Origin of the sequence: Chitinophaga sp. S165, assembly GCF_003182155.1 — a bacterium.
In the GTDB taxonomy this organism is placed as follows: Bacteria; Bacteroidota; Bacteroidia; order Chitinophagales; family Chitinophagaceae; genus Chitinophaga.
Genome location: NZ_QGTG01000001.1, coordinates 1,161,119 through 1,180,223, shown reverse-complemented (window position 1 = coordinate 1,180,223; position 19,105 = coordinate 1,161,119). Strand labels below are relative to the sequence as shown.

Annotated in this window: 22 protein-coding genes; 8 read left to right on the top strand and 14 right to left on the bottom strand. The window is 42.7% G+C overall.

Annotation, left to right across the window (positions count from 1 at the left end; all coding sequences use genetic code 11):
- Positions 1-10 precede the first annotated feature (10 nt).
- Positions 11-763 (bottom strand): hypothetical protein, encoded by a 753-nt coding sequence (locus C7475_RS04250; protein ID WP_110051430.1) that lies wholly within the window; start codon positions 761-763, stop codon positions 11-13.
- A gap of 132 nt (positions 764-895) precedes the next feature.
- A complete protein-coding gene (locus C7475_RS04245; RefSeq protein WP_110051427.1) occupies positions 896-1,651 on the bottom strand; it encodes a nuclear transport factor 2 family protein in 756 nt (251 codons plus the stop codon).
- Positions 1,652-2,006: 355 nt separating this feature from the next.
- On the opposite strand from C7475_RS04245, the gene C7475_RS04240 reads away from it, so the two are divergent.
- The 3 genes from C7475_RS04240 to C7475_RS04230 all read left to right on the top strand — a co-directional run bounded on the left by C7475_RS04240 (position 2,007) and on the right by C7475_RS04230 (position 4,921).
- On the top strand, positions 2,007-2,600 hold the full coding sequence (locus C7475_RS04240) for a Crp/Fnr family transcriptional regulator (RefSeq protein ID WP_233259760.1): 594 nt from the start codon (positions 2,007-2,009) through the stop codon (positions 2,598-2,600).
- A gap of 131 nt (positions 2,601-2,731) precedes the next feature.
- Positions 2,732-4,321 (top strand): glycoside hydrolase family 172 protein, encoded by a 1,590-nt coding sequence (locus tag C7475_RS04235; RefSeq protein ID WP_110051423.1) that lies wholly within the window; start codon positions 2,732-2,734, stop codon positions 4,319-4,321.
- 123 nt (positions 4,322-4,444) lie between these two features.
- Complete coding sequence (locus C7475_RS04230; protein ID WP_146217460.1) at positions 4,445-4,921, top strand: GNAT family N-acetyltransferase; 477 nt, start codon at positions 4,445-4,447, stop codon at positions 4,919-4,921.
- Between the two features lie 7 nt (positions 4,922-4,928).
- Here C7475_RS04230 and C7475_RS04225 read toward each other — a convergent pair whose 3' ends face one another.
- Positions 4,929-5,741 (bottom strand): HEAT repeat domain-containing protein, encoded by an 813-nt coding sequence (locus C7475_RS04225; RefSeq protein ID WP_110051419.1) that lies wholly within the window; start codon positions 5,739-5,741, stop codon positions 4,929-4,931.
- A 151-nt stretch (positions 5,742-5,892) separates the two neighbouring features.
- A complete protein-coding gene (locus tag C7475_RS04220) occupies positions 5,893-6,222 on the bottom strand; it encodes a hypothetical protein (protein ID WP_110051416.1) in 330 nt (109 codons plus the stop codon).
- A gap of 339 nt (positions 6,223-6,561) precedes the next feature.
- On the opposite strand from C7475_RS04220, the gene C7475_RS04215 reads away from it, so the two are divergent.
- On the top strand, positions 6,562-7,131 hold the full coding sequence (locus C7475_RS04215) for an alpha/beta family hydrolase (protein WP_233259759.1): 570 nt from the start codon (positions 6,562-6,564) through the stop codon (positions 7,129-7,131).
- A gap of 122 nt (positions 7,132-7,253) precedes the next feature.
- Here C7475_RS04215 and C7475_RS04210 read toward each other — a convergent pair whose 3' ends face one another.
- The 8 genes from C7475_RS04210 to C7475_RS04175 form a co-directional block, all read right to left on the bottom strand.
- The gene (locus C7475_RS04210) at positions 7,254-7,805 is read right to left on the bottom strand and encodes a DUF417 family protein (protein ID WP_110051411.1); all 552 of its coding nucleotides are present in this window, start codon (positions 7,803-7,805) and stop codon (positions 7,254-7,256) included.
- Between the two features lie 241 nt (positions 7,806-8,046).
- Positions 8,047-9,330 carry a hypothetical protein gene (locus C7475_RS04205; protein ID WP_146217459.1) on the bottom strand — a complete coding sequence of 428 codons (1,284 nt, stop codon included), beginning with the start codon at positions 9,328-9,330 and terminating at the stop codon, positions 8,047-8,049.
- A gap of 82 nt (positions 9,331-9,412) precedes the next feature.
- Positions 9,413-10,495: a DUF2652 domain-containing protein gene (locus C7475_RS04200; protein ID WP_110052808.1), complete on the bottom strand. Its 1,083-nt coding sequence runs from the start codon at positions 10,493-10,495 to the stop codon at positions 9,413-9,415.
- 48 nt (positions 10,496-10,543) lie between these two features.
- The gene (locus tag C7475_RS04195) at positions 10,544-11,128 is read right to left on the bottom strand and encodes a hypothetical protein (RefSeq protein WP_110051406.1); all 585 of its coding nucleotides are present in this window, start codon (positions 11,126-11,128) and stop codon (positions 10,544-10,546) included.
- Positions 11,129-11,199: 71 nt separating this feature from the next.
- A complete protein-coding gene (locus C7475_RS04190; protein WP_110051403.1) occupies positions 11,200-11,622 on the bottom strand; it encodes a hypothetical protein in 423 nt (140 codons plus the stop codon).
- A gap of 111 nt (positions 11,623-11,733) precedes the next feature.
- Positions 11,734-12,642: an AraC family transcriptional regulator gene (locus C7475_RS04185; RefSeq protein ID WP_233259758.1), complete on the bottom strand. Its 909-nt coding sequence runs from the start codon at positions 12,640-12,642 to the stop codon at positions 11,734-11,736.
- A gap of 43 nt (positions 12,643-12,685) precedes the next feature.
- Complete coding sequence (locus C7475_RS04180; RefSeq protein ID WP_110051401.1) at positions 12,686-13,513, bottom strand: SDR family oxidoreductase; 828 nt, start codon at positions 13,511-13,513, stop codon at positions 12,686-12,688.
- Positions 13,514-13,682: 169 nt separating this feature from the next.
- Positions 13,683-13,955: a hypothetical protein gene (locus C7475_RS04175; protein ID WP_146217458.1), complete on the bottom strand. Its 273-nt coding sequence runs from the start codon at positions 13,953-13,955 to the stop codon at positions 13,683-13,685.
- Between the two features lie 231 nt (positions 13,956-14,186).
- Here C7475_RS04175 and C7475_RS04170 point away from each other — a divergent pair, with 231 nt between their 5' ends.
- From C7475_RS04170 to C7475_RS04155, 4 genes are all read left to right on the top strand, one after another.
- Positions 14,187-14,468: a helix-turn-helix domain-containing protein gene (locus tag C7475_RS04170; protein ID WP_110051396.1), complete on the top strand. Its 282-nt coding sequence runs from the start codon at positions 14,187-14,189 to the stop codon at positions 14,466-14,468.
- 146 nt (positions 14,469-14,614) lie between these two features.
- Positions 14,615-15,370 carry a hypothetical protein gene (locus tag C7475_RS04165; protein WP_110051393.1) on the top strand — a complete coding sequence of 252 codons (756 nt, stop codon included), beginning with the start codon at positions 14,615-14,617 and terminating at the stop codon, positions 15,368-15,370.
- A gap of 621 nt (positions 15,371-15,991) precedes the next feature.
- Positions 15,992-16,762, top strand: a complete 771-nt coding sequence (locus C7475_RS04160; protein WP_146217457.1) for a PIN domain-containing protein — start codon at positions 15,992-15,994, stop codon at positions 16,760-16,762.
- Between the two features lie 65 nt (positions 16,763-16,827).
- Entirely contained in the window at positions 16,828-17,190 is a 363-nt protein-coding gene (locus C7475_RS04155) for a YegP family protein (RefSeq protein ID WP_110051388.1), read from the top strand.
- A gap of 82 nt (positions 17,191-17,272) precedes the next feature.
- On the opposite strand, the gene C7475_RS04150 is transcribed toward C7475_RS04155, so the two are convergent.
- Positions 17,273-18,481: an alpha/beta hydrolase-fold protein gene (locus C7475_RS04150; RefSeq protein ID WP_110051386.1), complete on the bottom strand. Its 1,209-nt coding sequence runs from the start codon at positions 18,479-18,481 to the stop codon at positions 17,273-17,275.
- Positions 18,482-18,574: 93 nt separating this feature from the next.
- Entirely contained in the window at positions 18,575-19,105 is a 531-nt protein-coding gene (locus C7475_RS04145) for a DinB family protein (protein ID WP_110051384.1), read from the bottom strand.

Here is a 19,105-nt window from a genome sequence, read left to right as displayed (position 1 = left end):
AATGCCAATGTTATTTATATCGTTTTACTACGCGGAACAGGAACCTTTCAGGATTTCCCACAACACCACCTTCGGCCATTCGTTGTTTAAGCATGTCTGATTTCCAGAATGCGGCTGCTTTGGCAGAGTCAAGTACGGCCACTACGACCACCACTTTTTTATTATCGTCCGCTTCATGACCATATGCCCTTACTGCTAAACCATTATCTATTCTATCCTGCTTGCCTGCTTCGAATGTTTTCTGCCAGGTGTCCCAATCCTTGACAGTAAAGGTTGTCCATGACCTTACGTCCGATTGGAGCATAACAGTATCCTGGTAGGTCATAGTAACATATGTGATATCAGGCGCTCCTGTTACACCACCTTTTTGCATCGCCTTCCTGAGACTGGGATCTTTGCCAAAGGTTTTTGCCTTGTCTGGATCATCTGTTTTTAAAGCAACAACGACCATATTGGAATCTTTCACACCGCGACCGATCACATAACTATGGATCTGATTGGCCAACCGCATGGAATCATGTTCGTCATACGAGGGTAGCCACTTTGAGAAATTGGCTACTTTGTGTCTCACCAGCATCATATTTTGCGGTGTCGTAATAGTCGTATTTGTTTCGGTTGTCGCGCTAACACTACTGGCAGCGGTGTCGGTGTCTGTAAGCGTTGTGTCCGCCGTGTTTTTCTCCCTTCCGCCTCCACCACAGGCGGTCAGGAAAATCATTACAGTTGCATAAACGAGTACGTAGGCAAATCGTAAATGATTCATCAGTTTTAAGTTTTGGGAGTTAAGAATTACAGGAAGAAGTCCGTTTTATCTCACACGCTGAATAAGTACCATAGATCGATACATTAACATATTGAAAGCTTATTTTGTTTTAAGGCGTTAAAAGCAAGGGTGTTATTTAACGATGATAAGTTCCTCTGCTACCGTCCCATTCTCCCTGACCATCATCTTTTCGCCCTTCACAAACTCAAAGGTCAGATCCCGGGTTTTATCAAAGAAGACACTTTCTTTTTCGGGATATATATTAAACTTATGTTCGCCTATCTTCATGATCAGATATCCTGCTCCGGCTAATACTTCTATATCGCCAGACTGCGGACCTTTGTATATGCCCGTGTATTTTGCTATTTCCTTTTCTGATAAAACGATCTCTTTTTTCTTGTTCTTATATGGAACAGGACCATGGTCATAACTTAAGACCCTCTTCATCTTCCATACTCCGTCATTAAGTAGCCAGAGGTGTGTAAATTTGGCCTGACCAGTCGGTCTCTCTCCTTTACCCGGTTCCAGGATATAAAATACATGGTCGCCCGAAAGTATAGCGCCATATATCACATTGTCCTTTTTTAGCGGATACACCTTACAACTACCCTCTACGGCCTCCCTTTTAAGCCTGAAATCCTTATTGCTACAAAGATTTTTACTAAATGAATGGACCAGGTCATGGAGGCCCAGGGTAGGACCTCCTATATCGTGATAGAATTCTACATCCTCCGTAAAGAAAGATCCCATTTTTGTAGTGTCACAGTTGTTGTATGTCGCCCAGAAAAGACTGTCCAGGCGGATGATGGTGGTCGACAGCTCCTGGTCTGTTTGTGCAAATGAGAGGTGGTAAATGACTGAAAATATGATAGTCAGGCATGTTTTCATATATGGGATTTAAGTTAAGGCAAGTTAATATATCTGTCGGTATTATGCAAAACATATTACCATGTAATGTATTGAATCTTCATGAATATTGATCTTCAGGGCTGATGATATAAAGAGCCAACACCTTTGATAGCCAGTCAGTTCACTTCCATGCGTTTTTAATAGGTGTCGCTTATCAGGCAAAAAAAAGCAGCCAGGTGAATCCTGGCCGCATGATATTTGGAGTTAACACCCCCCACCAGGGTACTTTAGGCATGTCGTGGTGGATATAAAATGTTTATAGTGATGGCACCGTGCCACTATATTGGTTACACGGCATTTTTATTATATTTATCAATCTGGTCAAACGATGGTGATGCAAAATATTCCATATGAAAAAATATGCGGCTATATAAAAGCCAGGGGAATTTTTGTGAATGATACTGAACAGGAAGTATTCCGGTCAGTTACCGTTCACAGGACCATCCCCAGGGGAACTGTGATCATGGAACAAGGGCGGCCCGTGGAGCGCCTTTATTTCCTGAATGAAGGCATTGTGCGTCTATTCCGCGTGCATAATGAGGTTGACTATACATTGGGGCTTATATCGAGTAATGACTTTATATCTACACCTCTATACCTCGCTAATGGGGCGCCTTCTACATGTGCGCTGGAAGCATTGACCGATATAGAAGTGCTGGAATGGGGTAAAGAAGAAATGTTTATCATCCGCAAGGAATTCCATCATGGCTATGAACTTGAAATGACAATCATGGACCGTCTCCTTTCATGGCTGCAGGATGGACAGATCAACGCCATATGTCTCAGTGCTGAAGAACGATATCTGAAGTTGTTGCGGGAACAACCGGAAGTTATCAGGTCCGTACCCTTGAAATATATAGCGTCCTTTCTGGGAATTCACCAGGATAGCTTGAGCCGTATCCGCAAGCAGGTCAGTGAAAGCCGTTAGCGTAAATATGTTCATTACCGTTTGTTTGTTGCACAAAAATAGGAGGCTGTGAAATTGGTAAATCTGACATATGTCAGCTTCAGAAATGTTTGTTGCTCTCTGCACTTGTTAAACTTATCAACTGAATTGATATGAAGATAAATTCCACCATCGTACTTTTGCTGCTCTGTACTTTAGGCCTTTACAAAGGAAATGCGCAACCTGTCATTACTATAAATTCCCTGTTAAATGAAATGACGGATTTTGATGCTGTCACAAAGTTCCCATCTCCATCCTTTACACTAAAACAGGCCAGTAGTTATGATAGAAGGTCCATCTCTCCGGAGCAACCCGGCTGGTTCGCTAATGGCGACTTCAATCAGTTTATCCGTGAGGAAAAGAAAGATGATCACAATGAGTTTGTAATGATGGACGCAGATGGCCCGGGAGTAATTGTCCGGTTCTGGTTGACGACGCTTGCAAAACAAGGTACAATGCGGTTTTATTTTGATAACGAAGAAAACGCATCATTGATCATATCCGACTTCGACCTGATGAAAGCCGGATTCGATTTAGGCCCGGGATTGCTGAATCCGCATTCCAGCTATGAACCGCAAGGCAAAGGCGGTAACACACTTTACTTTCCCGTACCTTATCAGAAGCATTGTAAGATCACCTGGCAGTTTGCGGACAGTGCCAACATGAAGACGCCGCATTATTACCAGATCAACTACCGGACCTATACTCCCGGTACCAGGGTCGAGACCTTTGCTACGGATGATCTTAAACGTTACAAAACTGCTATTGATAAAGCAGAAGCGGTACTTTGGAATCCTCCCCCTGTTAAGGGAAAAGATGTTGTCAGGCATCTAAAACTGGCCCCCGGCAAAACGGCATCGATCTCTATGCCCAATGGTGCTGCCGCCATCCGCATGTTAAAATTAGGTCTTACATCTATTGATGAAAAAGACAAGGAAAAACTGTGGCGTTCAGTCATGCTTAAAATACAATTCGATGGACATCAGACAGTATTATGTCCCTTAGGCGATTTCATCGGCGGCGGTTTTGGTGGAAAGCCGGTCAAAAGCTGGTATCGGGAGCTATCTGATTCCGGCACACTTACTAGTCGTTGGGTGATGCCCTACAGTAAATCTGCCGTTCTTACTATCGAGAATAAATATGACGTCGAAATAAGCCTCGATGTTAAAGCTACTATTACGCCTTTCAGGTGGAATGATCGTACCATGTATTTCCATACTACTTATAAATTCGAACAGGACATAAAAGACGCCAAATGGGACTATGATGCAGGCAAGGTAGCGAAGAATGACCCTGCCGGTCCGATCGACTGGAACTTTGCCAGTATCCGGGGAAAAGGAGTGTATCTGGGTAATACCTTATCTGTAAACAATCATATGAAATCCTGGTATGGCGAAGGAGACGCAAAGGCATACGTTGATCAGGAAACTTTCCCATCAGAATTCGGTACCGGACTGGAAGATTATTACAACACCTCCTGGGCGCCTGTAGTCCTGTACCAGACACCTTTTGCCAATGCGCCACGTGCCGATCAACCCTCTTCTGCAGGTTATAACACTTTCACCCGTACGAGGATTCTGGATGCTATCCCCTTTAGTAAAACATTTTCATTCGATATGGAAATGCTAAGTTGGGACGGTGGCACCATAGATGCTTCTGCCACAACTTATTGGTATGGCTTCGCAGGAGCGTCAGATAAGTAAAACGTGCCAATAAAATGCAAGCGTTATTCTGATATTTCAGAATGTACAAATGGAATATTATTTTATGCCGCTTATTTCGGTAAATTGCAGTCAGGAGGAAGGTCTGCTGTTACCTGTATCAAAATGTCATTACCCGAACCCATTCATATCACTGAATATACAAGCACTTGGAGACAGCAATGTCTTGATGCGTTTATCTCCAATGTACCTGATTACTTCACAGAAGCCGAAGTATCGCAGTATGAAAACTGGCTGGACCTGTTTGTGGCAGAAAAGGAACATAGCCATTATTACGTCGCTATCAGCGGAAAGACCTTAGTTGGTTGCGGAGGCTTTGGCTATGATGAAAAGAAAAACGAAGTAACTTTTGCCTGGGGCTTAGTGGACAGAAAGTTTCATAAACAAGGCTTCGGAAAACAATTACTGATCTACCGGCTTAGTAAGATCAGGGAATTGTACCCTGGCGCCAGTATTATCCTGGATACCACACAACACAGCCGACCGTTTTTTGAACGATATGGATTTGTTACCGTTAAGTATACCGAAAACGGCTATTCCAATGGGATGCATAGATATGACATGATACTAACGGTAGATTAAAACCCGTCTAGCTTTTTAATGCGTCAATCGTTTCCTGGAGCTTCAACCGCCAGCTGGGATGGATCGAATCATCTTTTGCAGATTTCTGCTGTAACTTTTCAAGCGCTGAAAGGAAATCAGCACTACCCAACACGGCAATTGCATCAAATAACAGGGTACCTGCTTCTCCGTTAGCCAGTTCTCTGGTAATAACGTCATATACCCGTGGGTCTTTTCGCCTCGCCAGGCCCATTACGGCTTCCAGCCGGGTATCTTCATCCTGGTCGTCTACTCGTGCCCACAGCGCATCACGTATAGCTTTGTTGTTTCTGCTGATCTGTTCACCTAACGCAAAAGTGGCCCAGTTACGGATATCCGTGTCCTTATCACTGGATAGGTGTATCAGCGTATCGATCGCCACTGGCTTGTCTATGCCGTTAAGTGCAAAGACCAATCCGAAGCGGACTACTGCATAACTGTGTTTCTTAAGAGATGAAAGTTGATCGATGTCCTTATTTTCCAGCCCGGTATTATTATGTCCGATGGCATGTAACAACGATTCGAGTACTTTGGGATCTTTCTCCTTTGGCAGGATCCTTAGGTATAATGCCAGGGTTTCCGCTCCAAAAGGACGGTCCATCCCGCCCAGCTGAGAGAGTACATCTATGCCTATACGCCTTTCCCGGGGAATTGCCGACCTGGTAAGCTCTTTACACTTTTTAAGCACCTCTTTTTCCGGGCGGCTCCATAGTGCTTTAATGTTATCTCTGTAGGTGTCGGTGGACTTATTGTTTAGTAATCGTTCGAACAATTTGTCGTTTGTCCAGTTGTTTCGGCTCATTTGACTGGTGGTATATGGAGACGTAAAGGTAGCAGACTTTTACAGTTGCTGGATGAAATCGAGCATTTTTTTGCGGCCTTTCTCATCAGGAAGTTTTCCCGTATGGTCCGGATGGGCGTTTTTTGTCAGACATAGTGCGGTCGTTTATTATTTATCGCGGAGTTATTATCTGAACAAGCCGGTAGTAACCATTTACTCTTGCAAAATATAGATCCATCTGCTCAAAGTTGATATGCCGCACTGTATCCATATGAGCAATGTGTTTTGCATATGAAGGGAAATCTTCAACTTCTACCGGTTCTGTTGCAGTTTCAATACCATTAAGCTGTGATGCCCATTTATCCAGGAACTCAATGTCGCCCACATTTTCATCATTCTGCAACAAGGGAAAATTTACAAGTCCTAATATCTGAAGATTGCTTTTCTGTAAAAAAGCGAACTTGAATTTTATCCAGAAGTCTTCCCACTCAGGATAATTCATAATTGTGAACGTCAACTGCCTTGACCGTTCTTTTTTTGTATAATTTCTGCTTTGAGATGAGCGCAGGCATGCAACCAGAATGAACAATTGAAATATAACAGCTAGGGTTGTCATTACACAGGTATTGGTAATATGGAAGCAAAGATATGTTAACGCAATGATATGTGTTCATGTTTATAACTGCATGCAGTCAGAGGCCCCAAACAATTCATAACCATTCTTATCTTTGATTCTTATAAACGATGAATTATGGCTACAAAGTCTCTGTCACTAACTATATCGCCTGCCCCGGGAAAAGTATCCGCAATATCAATGGTCCCAAAAAATGCGACCTGTATCATGACACTAGCTCATGGGGCAGGAGCCGGTATGGATCATGCATTTATGGCAACGTTGGCAGCAGGCCTGGCAGAAGTGGGTATTGCTACGCTGCGCTTTAATTTTCCTTTCACTGAGCAAAAGAAGATGAGGCCCGATACACCTGCTGTAGCCCATCAGACAATAGAAGCTGCTATTGATAAAGCACTTGAGTTATATCCTTCGTTTCCGTTACTTATATCCGGAAAATCATTCGGAGGTCGGATGTCCTCTCAATACCTGGCATTACATCAGCGTAAGGATGTGAAAGGAATTATTTTCTATGGTTTCCCTTTGCATCCTGCAGGTAAACCCTCGACCGATCGTGCGGAACATCTGAAAGATGTAAAAGTTCCTATGTTGTTTTTGCAAGGAACGAAAGACACATTGGCTACATGGGACCTGATTGAAGCAGTATGCAAGCCATTGAAAAAGGCCAGCCTTGTCAAACTGGAAGGCGCCGATCATTCGTTTAAAGCTGGTAGGAAGGTAGATACGATGCCTTTGTTGATTGAAGCAACTAAAAATTGGATCGAGAAGATCATTAAATGATCGGTATAAAATAAAAGCGCCCTGTTCATCTTTATGAAACAGGGCGCAACATCAACTACAGGTTTGCGTAATCCCACCGGAACAAAACAACCGTCTTCGTATCAAAGCCATGCTTCAGGGGCCTATTTCCCCTTATTTTCTTCATTTATTGCCTTCTTGCCAAAGTAACTGATAAGATAAAGAGAAGCGCCAAGTGCTATTAGATCTTTGAACAGGAACAATCCCATGAAGGATAGGTAACCCATGCCATTCACGTGCGTAATTGCGTCAGGTGTGGTGATTACCATGGTACTGGTAACAAAGAACATAACCACGCCAATAAATCCGCCTACAATTCCAGCCTTTGGTTTAAATAGTCCAATCAGGATTAGTACCGCAGCCGTTATTTCCGTAAGCCCGATCAGATCGGAACCAATATAGGGACCGAAGAATTTGAAATGCCAGCTGATCAAAGGACTATTCGTTACAAGTGGTACGATGCCCTCTGCTCCCGGGTTTGTCATTTTATAACTGCCGGCCCAAAGTAACATAACGGCCATCGCAGTTGCAAGAAACAGGAAAGGCAGATTAAGATCGCCAACCTGTTGTGCCAGTCGCACAATAAGATTTTTACGGGTTGAAGGTTGAGTACTGGCAGTAGCCATATCTTGTGTCAGAATTAATGCGTGTTTCATTTTTCAGGAGTTTGTGTTTGAATGATTTTGATACCTCAAAGTTCATACGTTTTGCCCTGTGGAAGAATAGCTGGATTTCCCGAAGTAAGGGTCAGATTTCCCGAAAGGAGGGAATTCAGGGCTTAGCGCTGGGTTAACCTTGACTGTAACCAAATATCCCGGCAAAGAGATACATAACAAAAAGAGCAACCCGTCCGGAACGAACGCAGGTTGCTCTTCTATATTGCTTTATTGGATTGTCTTATTTAGGCCAGTATTTAGTGCCCAGTTTATCTATGTAATACGCGTTCTCGCCCTTTTCTACCAGGTAGTAAACACCGATTATATTTTCGTCTTTTATCTCTACATTACTCAGATGGCAGTCTCCATTGTGAGAGATCTCTGTCCTCGTGATGTGGATCGGTTGAGGCTTCAGCACCCATTCCATTGTACTGACATCCAGTATGCCACTGCTGTCTTTATTGTTTTGGACGCTTAAATTAAATCTGTCATTACTATAGAATGGATAACTTAGCAATTCACCATAGCATTTCTTATCTCCATCTTCATTTATAAATCCTGACTTGCCAAGCGTATCAGTCATATAAAACCATTTCAATGAGCCCGGTACCCGGTTGTTCCATACAAGGTCTTTATGCACAAAATTAAAACCCGGGAACGGGTTTCCCTGCTGGTCTATGATCCCGTCTCTCTTGGATTTATGGACGATAGCATGATAAGCATTATTGAGCTTAAACGGTTCCGAAATATTAAAGAACACGGGAGACACGCCGGTATAGATGTCGGAGAATGTAGTGATCTTTCCATTCTCATCCATATTGAACCCCTTGAAACCATCTTTACTGCTGATGTGTTTAGGATATTTGGCCTCTTCCTCCGCCTCATCATAGTATGAAACAACATCTTTTTGATCGTCAATAGGCTCCTTCGTCACTTTGCCTTGTGATGTAATAAGAAGCTCAATATCTTCATATCTGTACTTGAAAATTGCACAGGTGCTCATAAAGCCCAGTGATCTGAAGGCTGGTTTTACGATTACCTTTTTGGTGCGTTTGTCCATATACCCCCACCATCCGGCACTACGATAGGGAATAAGATCAGATGGCTTCACTGTCTTGATGCCTGCAAATAGCTTTTCAATTGCTAAGATCTGATTATCAAACTCTTTAAGCAGGAGAGGCCACTGCGGATCAGCATGAAGGGACGTCAGGTCTTTATCGCCTTCCATCCAGCTTTGGCTCATGTATCCCAGTTGGATACTTCTTTTCAGGTACTTGAATGCTGTCGGTTGTTTCTGTACAAGCGAGGCGCAACAGCCGGCATTATAATAGTCGTCAGGCTCATTGTTGCCTTTTGCGAAAGACGCTTCATAGAAGCGGAGCGCTTTCGTATAATCTCTGTTCTTGCGTGTAAGATAGGCTTTAGCACTATCAACATCTTTTTTGTAAGGGGGTGCTGTTTGCCCATACGTACAGATCGCTGCCAGCATAAGCGTTAGCAGCAGGTATAATTGTCTTGATCTCATAGGTTGATAGAAAGGGGGATAATCCTCGGGCGCAAGATATATAAAATGCGTAATGTATCGATTGATTTTCAGCAACGAATACTCAGAACTCAAGTGGTAATACCATCGCTTTCACAATAGGGGCCAGATTCTCCAGCGACTGGCGCAGATTAGATTCCAGCTTGTTTCTCTCAAAAAGATTAAACAATACCTGTCGCACGGGATTTTTATGCAGATAGAATTCCATCGTTAGCCGGGATCTGCCGTCAGGCGCTTTTTCAATAGTATAATAGGTGGAATTTTTCCGCTTCTCGTCTGTCTCACTAAACTGTATCTTTTTATCAGGATCATAGGAAAAGCTACTGGTGAACATCATGATCTTTTCCCCGTTTTCCATCACATGCTGATGGCGGCTGCCTACACCAGGCAGAAAGTGTTCCACCTCATTTATTTCCTTTAATCCTGGCTGCCATTGCTGCCGGAATTCAAAGTGCACAACAGTGTAACACAGCGTCTTGATGTCAATGTCATAATCCTTATAAACAGAAATAACCCTGGTCTTGTCAGATAGTTCCAGCTGTGGATCGGGATCAGGAGGTAATTCCTTCTTCAGCTGACTTAACTGGGTATAGTGAAAAGGGATGGTACCTGTTTCCGTAAGTTTTGAACTGGCATCCCATTTCATCCAGTCCGCCAGTTCTTCGGGTGAAGCATCCTGTAACAGATGGTCCGTAACCAGCCAGTACTCATGCTGTTCAATATCATTCTTCAGCAGCTGGTGAGCAACGATCACATCCTTGCCGATGAGTTTACTGAAATTCTTTACGTTATAAGTAGTGAACTCGCCGTAGTGTGTGATCACCTTCAGTGTAAGATCAACAGCAGACACACAGGCTTTACACTGGCATATTTTGCGATGATCATATGCGTTCAGGTGACGGTGGAACTCGCAGAACATCTTCTCCACCTGCTTGTACAAAGCTTCCAGTTCAAGTGGTTCTCCGAATTTGTAGAAAAGAATGGCATCCCCTTCAATTTCAGAGATCTCCAGCCCTGAGTTGTTGGAGTTGATTAACACTTCCAGCAACTGCTGTATAATATGCCTGCTATGATCGATCTCTATTTCGTTGACGAATCGGGTAAAGCCACTTATATCCGGAATAAAAAGCAGCCCTTTATTTTGCATCTCTTTTTTTCTAAAGGTAGTAAAAAAGTTCTGCCTGATAACCAACGTCTAAAGCGCAACCCTGTGTACAATGTATCCTTTGGTATAATTGGCCGGATCGTGTTGTACGATGATGTTCAACAGAAAAGGGCCGGTCCTTACCAGCGACTGCCCTTTTGTAATTGCTTGTTCAAGATCAGCACGGACCTGGTCGTTTGCGGGTGTTAAGGGATATTTGAAATTATAGGTGAATTTGTCCGCTTCTTTTGTCATACAGAAAAATGGTTGAGGCATCCAGGAGCCAAACAAGGGCAAGGAAAAAGTATCAACTCCCTGGTATTTATCCTTGCGGATAGTTTTGATACGTTCAAACCAGTAAGACGGGCCATCCATCAGTGGTTGTTCGGGTACCACTGCTTTGGCTTTGATCAGATATATATAACCGATCTCCCGTTCGTCAAAGTTTTCAACCCATGTATAAAGCCTTTCCTCTCTATCATTACTTAGAAATACCCGGTAATCACCGCCGGCTATATAATGATCTACAAACAATTCAACCTCCTGGCCATTTTGGGGTTTCGAACGATCGAATTCGTCCTTTGAGCAGGCAGCAAATAGTAATGTAAGGGACAGAAGCAGGTAAAAGTGTTTCATAAAGTGCAGAAATATAAGTTACGTGAATGGATGTCCGGGGTGAAACGGATTAACAGGGTGAAATGTTACAATCAATTAGCACGCCTGAGACGATACTGATACCCGTCCGCAATATTATCTGTAAGTATAAGGTCATCGTTTGGTTCGATCTTTAGCGGTTGAAACGAATCGGGGAATCCGGAAAACAGCATGACGTAGGAATCTGTCATCTTTTGCCATCTGTAAGCGGTATTGAGGCGAACAGTATCATTATGTGTCCATATGATCTTAAAGTCCCTGAATGAGATATAGTCATTTTGGTATTCTGTCTTATTAGTGCCTGAAATACCGCCAATAGTAGAGAGCAGTTTCCATTTACCAGCAACATGTTGCTGAACAACATCAAGCGGTTGACCTTCAAGAGAAATATCTTCTTGCCGGGCCTTTCTGCAAGTAAAGGACGAAGTGGTCAGTACAATGAACAGTAGTAGTAGGGGATAATGTAGTGTTTTCATAAACTTAAAACGGATAGTAGATGGCGAAAGTTACAGAAAACCGGGCTGTAATAATAATTTTATTGACTGTACTGAAATAGTTTTGTCGACTGATTTCGTCATACTTCCTTCCTAACTCAAACTTCTATATTCTTTGGGCGATTTCCCCGTCTTTGTTTTGAAGATCTTTGTAAAGTGGGAGGGATGCTCAAAGCCCAGATCATAAGCAATTTCACTAATGGACTTGCTGGTTTCCCACAGTAACGATTTCGCTTTCTCTACCAATTGCAGATGAATATGTTCCTGCGTAGTCTTTCCTGTGTGCTTACTTAACAGATCAGATAAGTAGTTCGGAGAAAGGTGTAATCGGGAAGAAAAATACTTAACATCTGGTAATCCTGACTCTATCAACGATCCCTGAGAAAAATAATCGGCTAGCAGCCTTTCAAATCTGCTGACTATATCATTGTTCGCTTTGGCCCTGGTAATAAATTGCCTGTCGTAAAAACGGTTGCAGTAGTTCAACAGCAGTTCTATGTTGCTTACGATCAACCCCTGCGTATGTTTGTCTATATTGAGTGAATACTCTCTTTTAATTTTTTCAATACAATCTTTCAGAATAAGATTCTCTTCTTCGGAGATATGTAAAGCTTCATTAGCTTCGTAACGGAAAAAAGAATACGATGACATCTTTCTTTCAAGTTCAGTCCCACTGAGCAGATCAGGATGAAAGAACAACGCCCATCCTTCTTCCATTTCAACTGCAGGCCCGGAGCTGACCACCTGGTCTGGCGCTGTGAACATCATTGATCCTTCTTCAAAATCATACTTTGACCGTCCATACGTGATCTCTCCTTTAAACCGTTTGCAGGCAATTACATAAAAAGACATCTTATAAAACACACCCGGTTCAAATTGATCGTGAGGAATGGTTTGCAGGTCCATAACACTGACCAGCGGATGTTTCGGGCTTCCGCATTGATAGTACCTGTGCAATGCACTGATAGTCTTGATGGGGATGATCTTTTCTTTCTTTTCCACGTTACAAAGCTAATGTTTGTCTTGTTAATGAGATACAGTTCTTTTAGTGGTTGTTATCACCAAAGAACAACTGGTCAAAATGTGCCCGGAAGGCGTCTGCACCCATTGTCTGACGGCTCTCATACAATTGTTTGCCATCGGCTCCTGCAACATACCTCAATTGATCTTTTCCATCTGTAGCGGCCTCATAGACTACTTCGGCAATAAGCTCGGGTGGATTAAGATTTTCCGGCACCATAAGGCTACTGTAGATCTTATTGGCTTTGTCCAGGATGCGCTGATAAGGAGCGGTATTGTTGGTGCCAATAGCCATAGATCTTCCCACATAGTCCGTTCTTATACCACCCGGCAGGATGTTCTTAATGCCGATCCCAAATTTAGACAATTCAAAATGCATGCTTTCTGCAAAGCCTTCCAATCCCCATTTAGCAGCATGGTAGATCGAATTAAAAGGAAAAGTGGTCACACCACCCATTGATGACGTATTAATAAACAACCCTGCGCCTTTCTCTCTGAAGTAAGGAATGAAGGCTTTTGTAACACTGATCACGCCTAGCAGATTTGTATTCAGCAACCCAGCGATCTGCTCGTCAGAATAAGTCTCCAAAGGACCCGATAATCCATGTCCTGCATTATTGAACACAACATCAATGTCTCTTAAAGCAATGGCTTTGGCGATACATGCCTGTATTGCCGCCGGTTGCGTCACATCAAGCGGCAGAAGTGTAACGTTGTTTAATTGTGTCAGTTCTTTTTCATTCCCTGGTGCGCGCATAGTTGCTATAACGTGCCAGCCCTTGCTTTGGAATAATTTTGCTGTTGCCTTGCCTAATCCTGAAGATGCGCCGGTAATAAATATTGTCTTTGCCATTTTGTTTATGTGTTTAATACAACACAAAGGTAGAAGGGCACAAAAAGATAGAATTATACCTATCTACGATTACTTATACATTTTCCGGATGTTAGCTATAAGAGCTGCAAATCCATGCAGGCAGCGGCGATGATCAAATCATCCTAAAACATAGCAATCAATGCATTTATTACGGTAGAAACTTTTTTTGTTTTTCTACCTGTTCAAATGCTATTTGTAGTGTTTGCATATAAGCCGTCATGATGATCAGTTTTTCAGCCTCACTATACGATCTGCCCCGTTTTGGTTTATCCCTGCATTTACGGTTATAGGTGGCGGTATCCCAGCTAAATTCTTCACAGATCTTATTGCGTAGAAAGGTCGCCATGTGAATGATTGATGTGTGCAGATCATGCAGCAGATTGGAATCCTCGCCCGTCGCCGGATTTACTTGTCTAGCCATCGTATAATTAAGTTGTTTGTCCATGCTGTATATTGCCCCGCTTCCGGCCTATCCTCCGGTATTCCAGCCGGGATCAAAGCGGTAGGGTCAATATCTTTTATTAAGCCCCCAATGCAAGATTGTATGGTAAATATAGGAATAATAGTTATAATAGCCTATTATAATATACATATTTATTTATACCCTATTAAATAGGGTTATTTATAATATGGGTATTAAGTTAATTGCGCTATGGCTAAGAATCCTAAGAAAGAAGAACGAAAGAAGGCAACTTTGGGGCATTTTGACCATGATGATTTCATGGAGAAACTGAGTAAAAGAATTAAAACTTTGCGCAAGCAGAACGGATTTAATTCCTATGAGTTATTTGCTTATGATATTGAGATCTCAAGGGCCGGGATGTCCAAATATGAAGCAGGGGCCTTTGATGATATTCGGATGAGGACTCTGTTGAAGATCATCGACGGACTTGGAATAAGCCCTAAGGAGTTCTTTTCAGATGGATTTGAATAACAGACCGGCTCCTCCTTCTGAAAAATGATCGTCTCCTGTACCTGGATTTTCCACATCACCTCCCCGTAACTGTGGATAATATCTACGCTTATAATCGCCTTAGTGCCATCGGATTATGTTAATTTTATACCTATCAAAACAATCTGATGGCAAGACAAAATTCTCTTTTCCCTTTTACCGGAAAACTCGGTAATATCATAGGGTATAGACGCAACGGTAAGTACTTCCTGCGAGGTGTTCCCGAGGTAGTGCGGCAAACGCCTGCCACACGGAGCGCAGCATATCGCTTTGGCGTGGCAAGCAGATTGGGAGCCCTTATCCGTCATACGTTCTACAATGATCTTGATATAGCCTGCGATAGCGGCCATATCAATCGTCTGAACAAGGCCCTCGTCACAGCCGCCGGCAACATCACAACAATTAAAGGCTTTCGGTTCAATCAACACACAGGGATAGACCGCTTCTTCACGATAGCTCCCAGGCTGTTCCGAAACGAGGTATTACATATTCCAACGCAAAGCCTTTCGCAGTACAAAGGAGTTACTGCCCTGGAGGTTAAGATCATTGCTTCGCGGATAGATTTCCAGTCTGGTCAGGCTTCCGGCAAACAAACCGCTGTTATAACGATTGACTCCCGGATGCCTTTCCGCGGTACCAACATCCCACTGGATGTACCGGGTGAGGGAACGCTCGTAATCACCTTACAGGTAAGGGGCATGGACCATGATCTCCCTTCCTCCAACAGGCAATACCTGGCAGCCGATATTATCGTCGTAGCAACGCCGCAGATGCCCAAAGTATATAACAAACATACTTACGCCCGGCGATCAGTATCAGGCCTGAAAATGCCTTTAACCCTGACGCTCTCACATTCCTGTCAGGACACTGTTCAACGGGAATAAACAACCTTTGCCACAATGTTTGTTTTGATAAGTAAATTTGTATAACCCAACCGATATCTTTGAACATAACATCTCTTTCGTAGCTTCAGCACAGCCCTGAAGCAGTTCTGCCATTGCCGCAATCCACCTTAATACATCCTCTCTTTATATTTCATACTAACAACACACCAGAACACCAACACCGGATCAAGTCCACATATGCAGCATGTATACGCCGTGTATACGGTATGGTTCTCCCTATCATATGGCGGGCATAAGTTATTGTTATGATTTTCCCAATGACATTTTAAACATATGCCACCACTAATGAAGCTCCTTCCAAAAGTAATTCCACGATTCTTCATAAAGCTTATTAATACATTTCGCTTTAAATGCAGGGCAGAGAAGAGGCAAGTTTCGAAATAACATCTGATACTAAAATTATCATATACAGGTTACAGGTTTTATTCATTTTGTTCATTTTGATTTTGCATAGGTTTAGCTGAATTTTTGAACAGAGAGAATTTATACCTTTACCCTAAATTGATGCTAATAGTTGTTAACTCTAAGGAAATGATTGCTCATATCTATGAGGTGCACCTTTATTGCATTGGTTATTGCATCATCTTTTATAATTCCTCTATGAAAATACTGATTGATACCAATATTTATCTTGATTTTTACAGGTCTAATAAGGAAGGGATAATACTGCTGTCTGAATTGATTGCTCTGGACGGTGTCATCATTTTAACGGATCAGATCATTCAGGAATTTGAAAGGAGTAGAGAAAAAGTGCTTCGGAACGTACTGAAAAATTTCGAACAGGAGTCCAGGCTTGGAGGCTTTACTAGCTCATTGTTAAGTGACATGGAGGACTTTAGAGAATTAGAGAAGGCTCGGAAGTTATACAATAACAAGAAAGATAAGGTCATCAAATTAATTACAGCAATGTTGGATGATCCATCTGAAGATAAGATTGCAGTATTTTTTAAGCAGTTGGTAAATAAAGCAATTGCCGGTAATAAAGTTTGGTACACAGATGATGAGATCATTAAGAATGCACATAGCAGGAAGTTAATAGGAAATCCTCCCACTACTATTGATAAATATTCAATCGGTGACGAGATAAATTGGGAGATTGTATTAAGGCATATAGATGAGGATACTATCATTGTAGGCAGGGATAACGCCTTCTATGATAACTTTAGTTTCCTTGCGAAGGAATTTAAGAAACTTACAGGGCATTCGCTTAAAGGAGTGACTGACAGAATAACTAATGCTTTGAAAATTGTAGGTATTCGGCCCGGTGATGTAGTCGAGACGGCTGAGAAATTGCTAATGAGGTCTATGGAAGAGTCCAATTATAGTGAGTTTTGGAAACGTTCCGCTAAAGTTGAAGAAACGATCCTTTGATTTTGTTACCTCTTATTTTCGATATAATTAAGAATATTATTTCACATTAATTGACAAATAATAACATGGGAAAACTTGTAATTATACCCAGCCAGAACAAGGAATATCGCTTCAAGCTAGTAGATGATAATGGTCAGACTGTTATTGTTAGTGAAAGCTATGCAACAAAAATTGCTGCTTCAAGGGCGAGTAACTCATTCAGATCAGATGCCGTGGTTGATGACCAGTTTGTGAAATTAACATCATCTGATGGTAAGCCATATTTTATACTGATATCTGGTTGCGTAACGCTGGCAACTAGCCAGATGTACGAAAGTGAGGCCGAGAGAGATAATGCGATCGCTGCTGTGAAAAGATATGCACCAGATGCGATCCTTGATGATGGAGATTTGCGGGTTACCGGTTTTCTTCAATACCTAACGAGGTAGTTCCTGAATTTCTCCCATTAGGAAAGGGCAAGTTGTTAAGCCAGCAATTGATCTTGCTGGCTTATTACTTTATACCGGATAGTTATCTTGTAGATAATGCCACATGATCTATTTTCTCCTGTATACCCGCCACAAACCTGATGGCAAGCGATTGCTTCCAGTAGCTGACCGCTTTTGCTGAATCGCCTGTTTCCTTATAATAATCGCCCATACTATCGTAGGTGTTATAACTCTTAGGGAAGTATTCAATATTGAGTTCGAAGAACATCCGCGACTTAGCATAATTCTTTATGGAAAGATGATGATACCCCAGGTTATTAAACTCCCATTCATAAGGACGAACAGGATATCCCATTTCTTTACTGAGTGTTTTATAATGCGATATGATCAACGTTCTCAGAGAGTCGGCATTCGGTGAGTTATCCGGATAGAGGTAGGTCGGAAACCAATATTGACGGAATGTCGACCGCAAGCCTTCATACTGGGCAATAAGCGGAAGGGAGTTATGATAGTCGTCCGGGAAATATTTGTAACTCCAATTGAGATGATTGCCCGGATGTTTTTTCAGCTTATCCGCCAGTTGTAAGATGGCACTGGTATGTATAGATCCCATTGCCTTATCATTTTTAACTTGTACGGTATCCAGATATTGGTTCATCGTATGGGCAACGGCAAGATAGAGTTTCTTGTTCTTAAAGTCCTGATGTTCCAGCAAACTGTCAACAGAGGATAGTATCATGCTGTTGTTCCAGAATATACTTGGATCTGAGGCGATATAAGCATTAAACAGCCCCGGATGATGTATCAGCGTGTTCATTACCATTAGCCCGCCGAGAGAGTGCCCGGAATAGACCCTGTAGGGAGCGGTAGGATACTTACTGTCGATATAAGGAAGCAGTTCTTTTTCCAGGAACGAGGTAAACTGTTCTCCTCCGCCTGAATCAGGAATTTTAGGGTCGCTGGTAGGAGTGAGGTCACGTGTACGATTCGTATTCGCAATACCCACTATGATCATCTGCGGCAGCGCTGTATTGCCATTAAGGCTCAACTGCTGCATCATTGTCTGCAGGTAGGCAAAATGAGCGTCACCGTCCAGGACATATAGAACAGGATAGGCGGGTTTTTCAAAGTAGGTGGTATCACCACTGGGACTGTATATCCAGAGGTGCCTCTTCTCTTTCAGAATAGCAGAGTAGAGGCTGTCGGGTTGTCCGAAAGAGACCAGCGTTGTTGGTGTCTGGGCTATCGATAGAAGGGGAAACAGCAGGGAGAGGAGGATCAGTTTTCTCATGGCATTTTTTTATGCGACAAGGTCGGCAGATTCCCCGACTCCCCACTGAATATGTGATATAACCGTCTTTAAATGGGACGAAAGAGCAGTTCCTTAGAACAACATTTCCTCCGGTGGTTTTACACCGGCAAGACGGAGATATACGGTCGTCTGACCTCTGTGGTGCGTCTGATGCTCAAATCCTTTTGCAAGTGCCATTCTCCTGGAAAGTTCGAACTTGTCAAAAAGCTTGATGTGTTCATTCAACTGCTCCGGAGTCATTTTCCTGACACTGGTGATCACCCAATCATAGCTGTCCAGCACTTTGTCGGTAACTGCCGCTTTTGATTTGTCGGTACTTTTCTCTAGTTCTCCGAATTCTGAAGGCCCCTTCACGCCAGTGGCGGCAGCAATGAGACCATAATTTGCATCTGCCAGGTGTAATGCCTGGTCGGCGAAGGAACGCATTTCAGGTGTTGGCTTCAGCGAGTATTTGTCCTCCGGCATTGCATCAAGATAGGCCTTGGTATATGCTTTAGCTCTTTCCCATTCCTTTGCGATGTCCTCATTGGTATCCTGGGCCGATACGAAACTGATAGCGCTGAAAAAGAGAGATAACGTGGTGAAAAGACGAAGTAGTCTCAT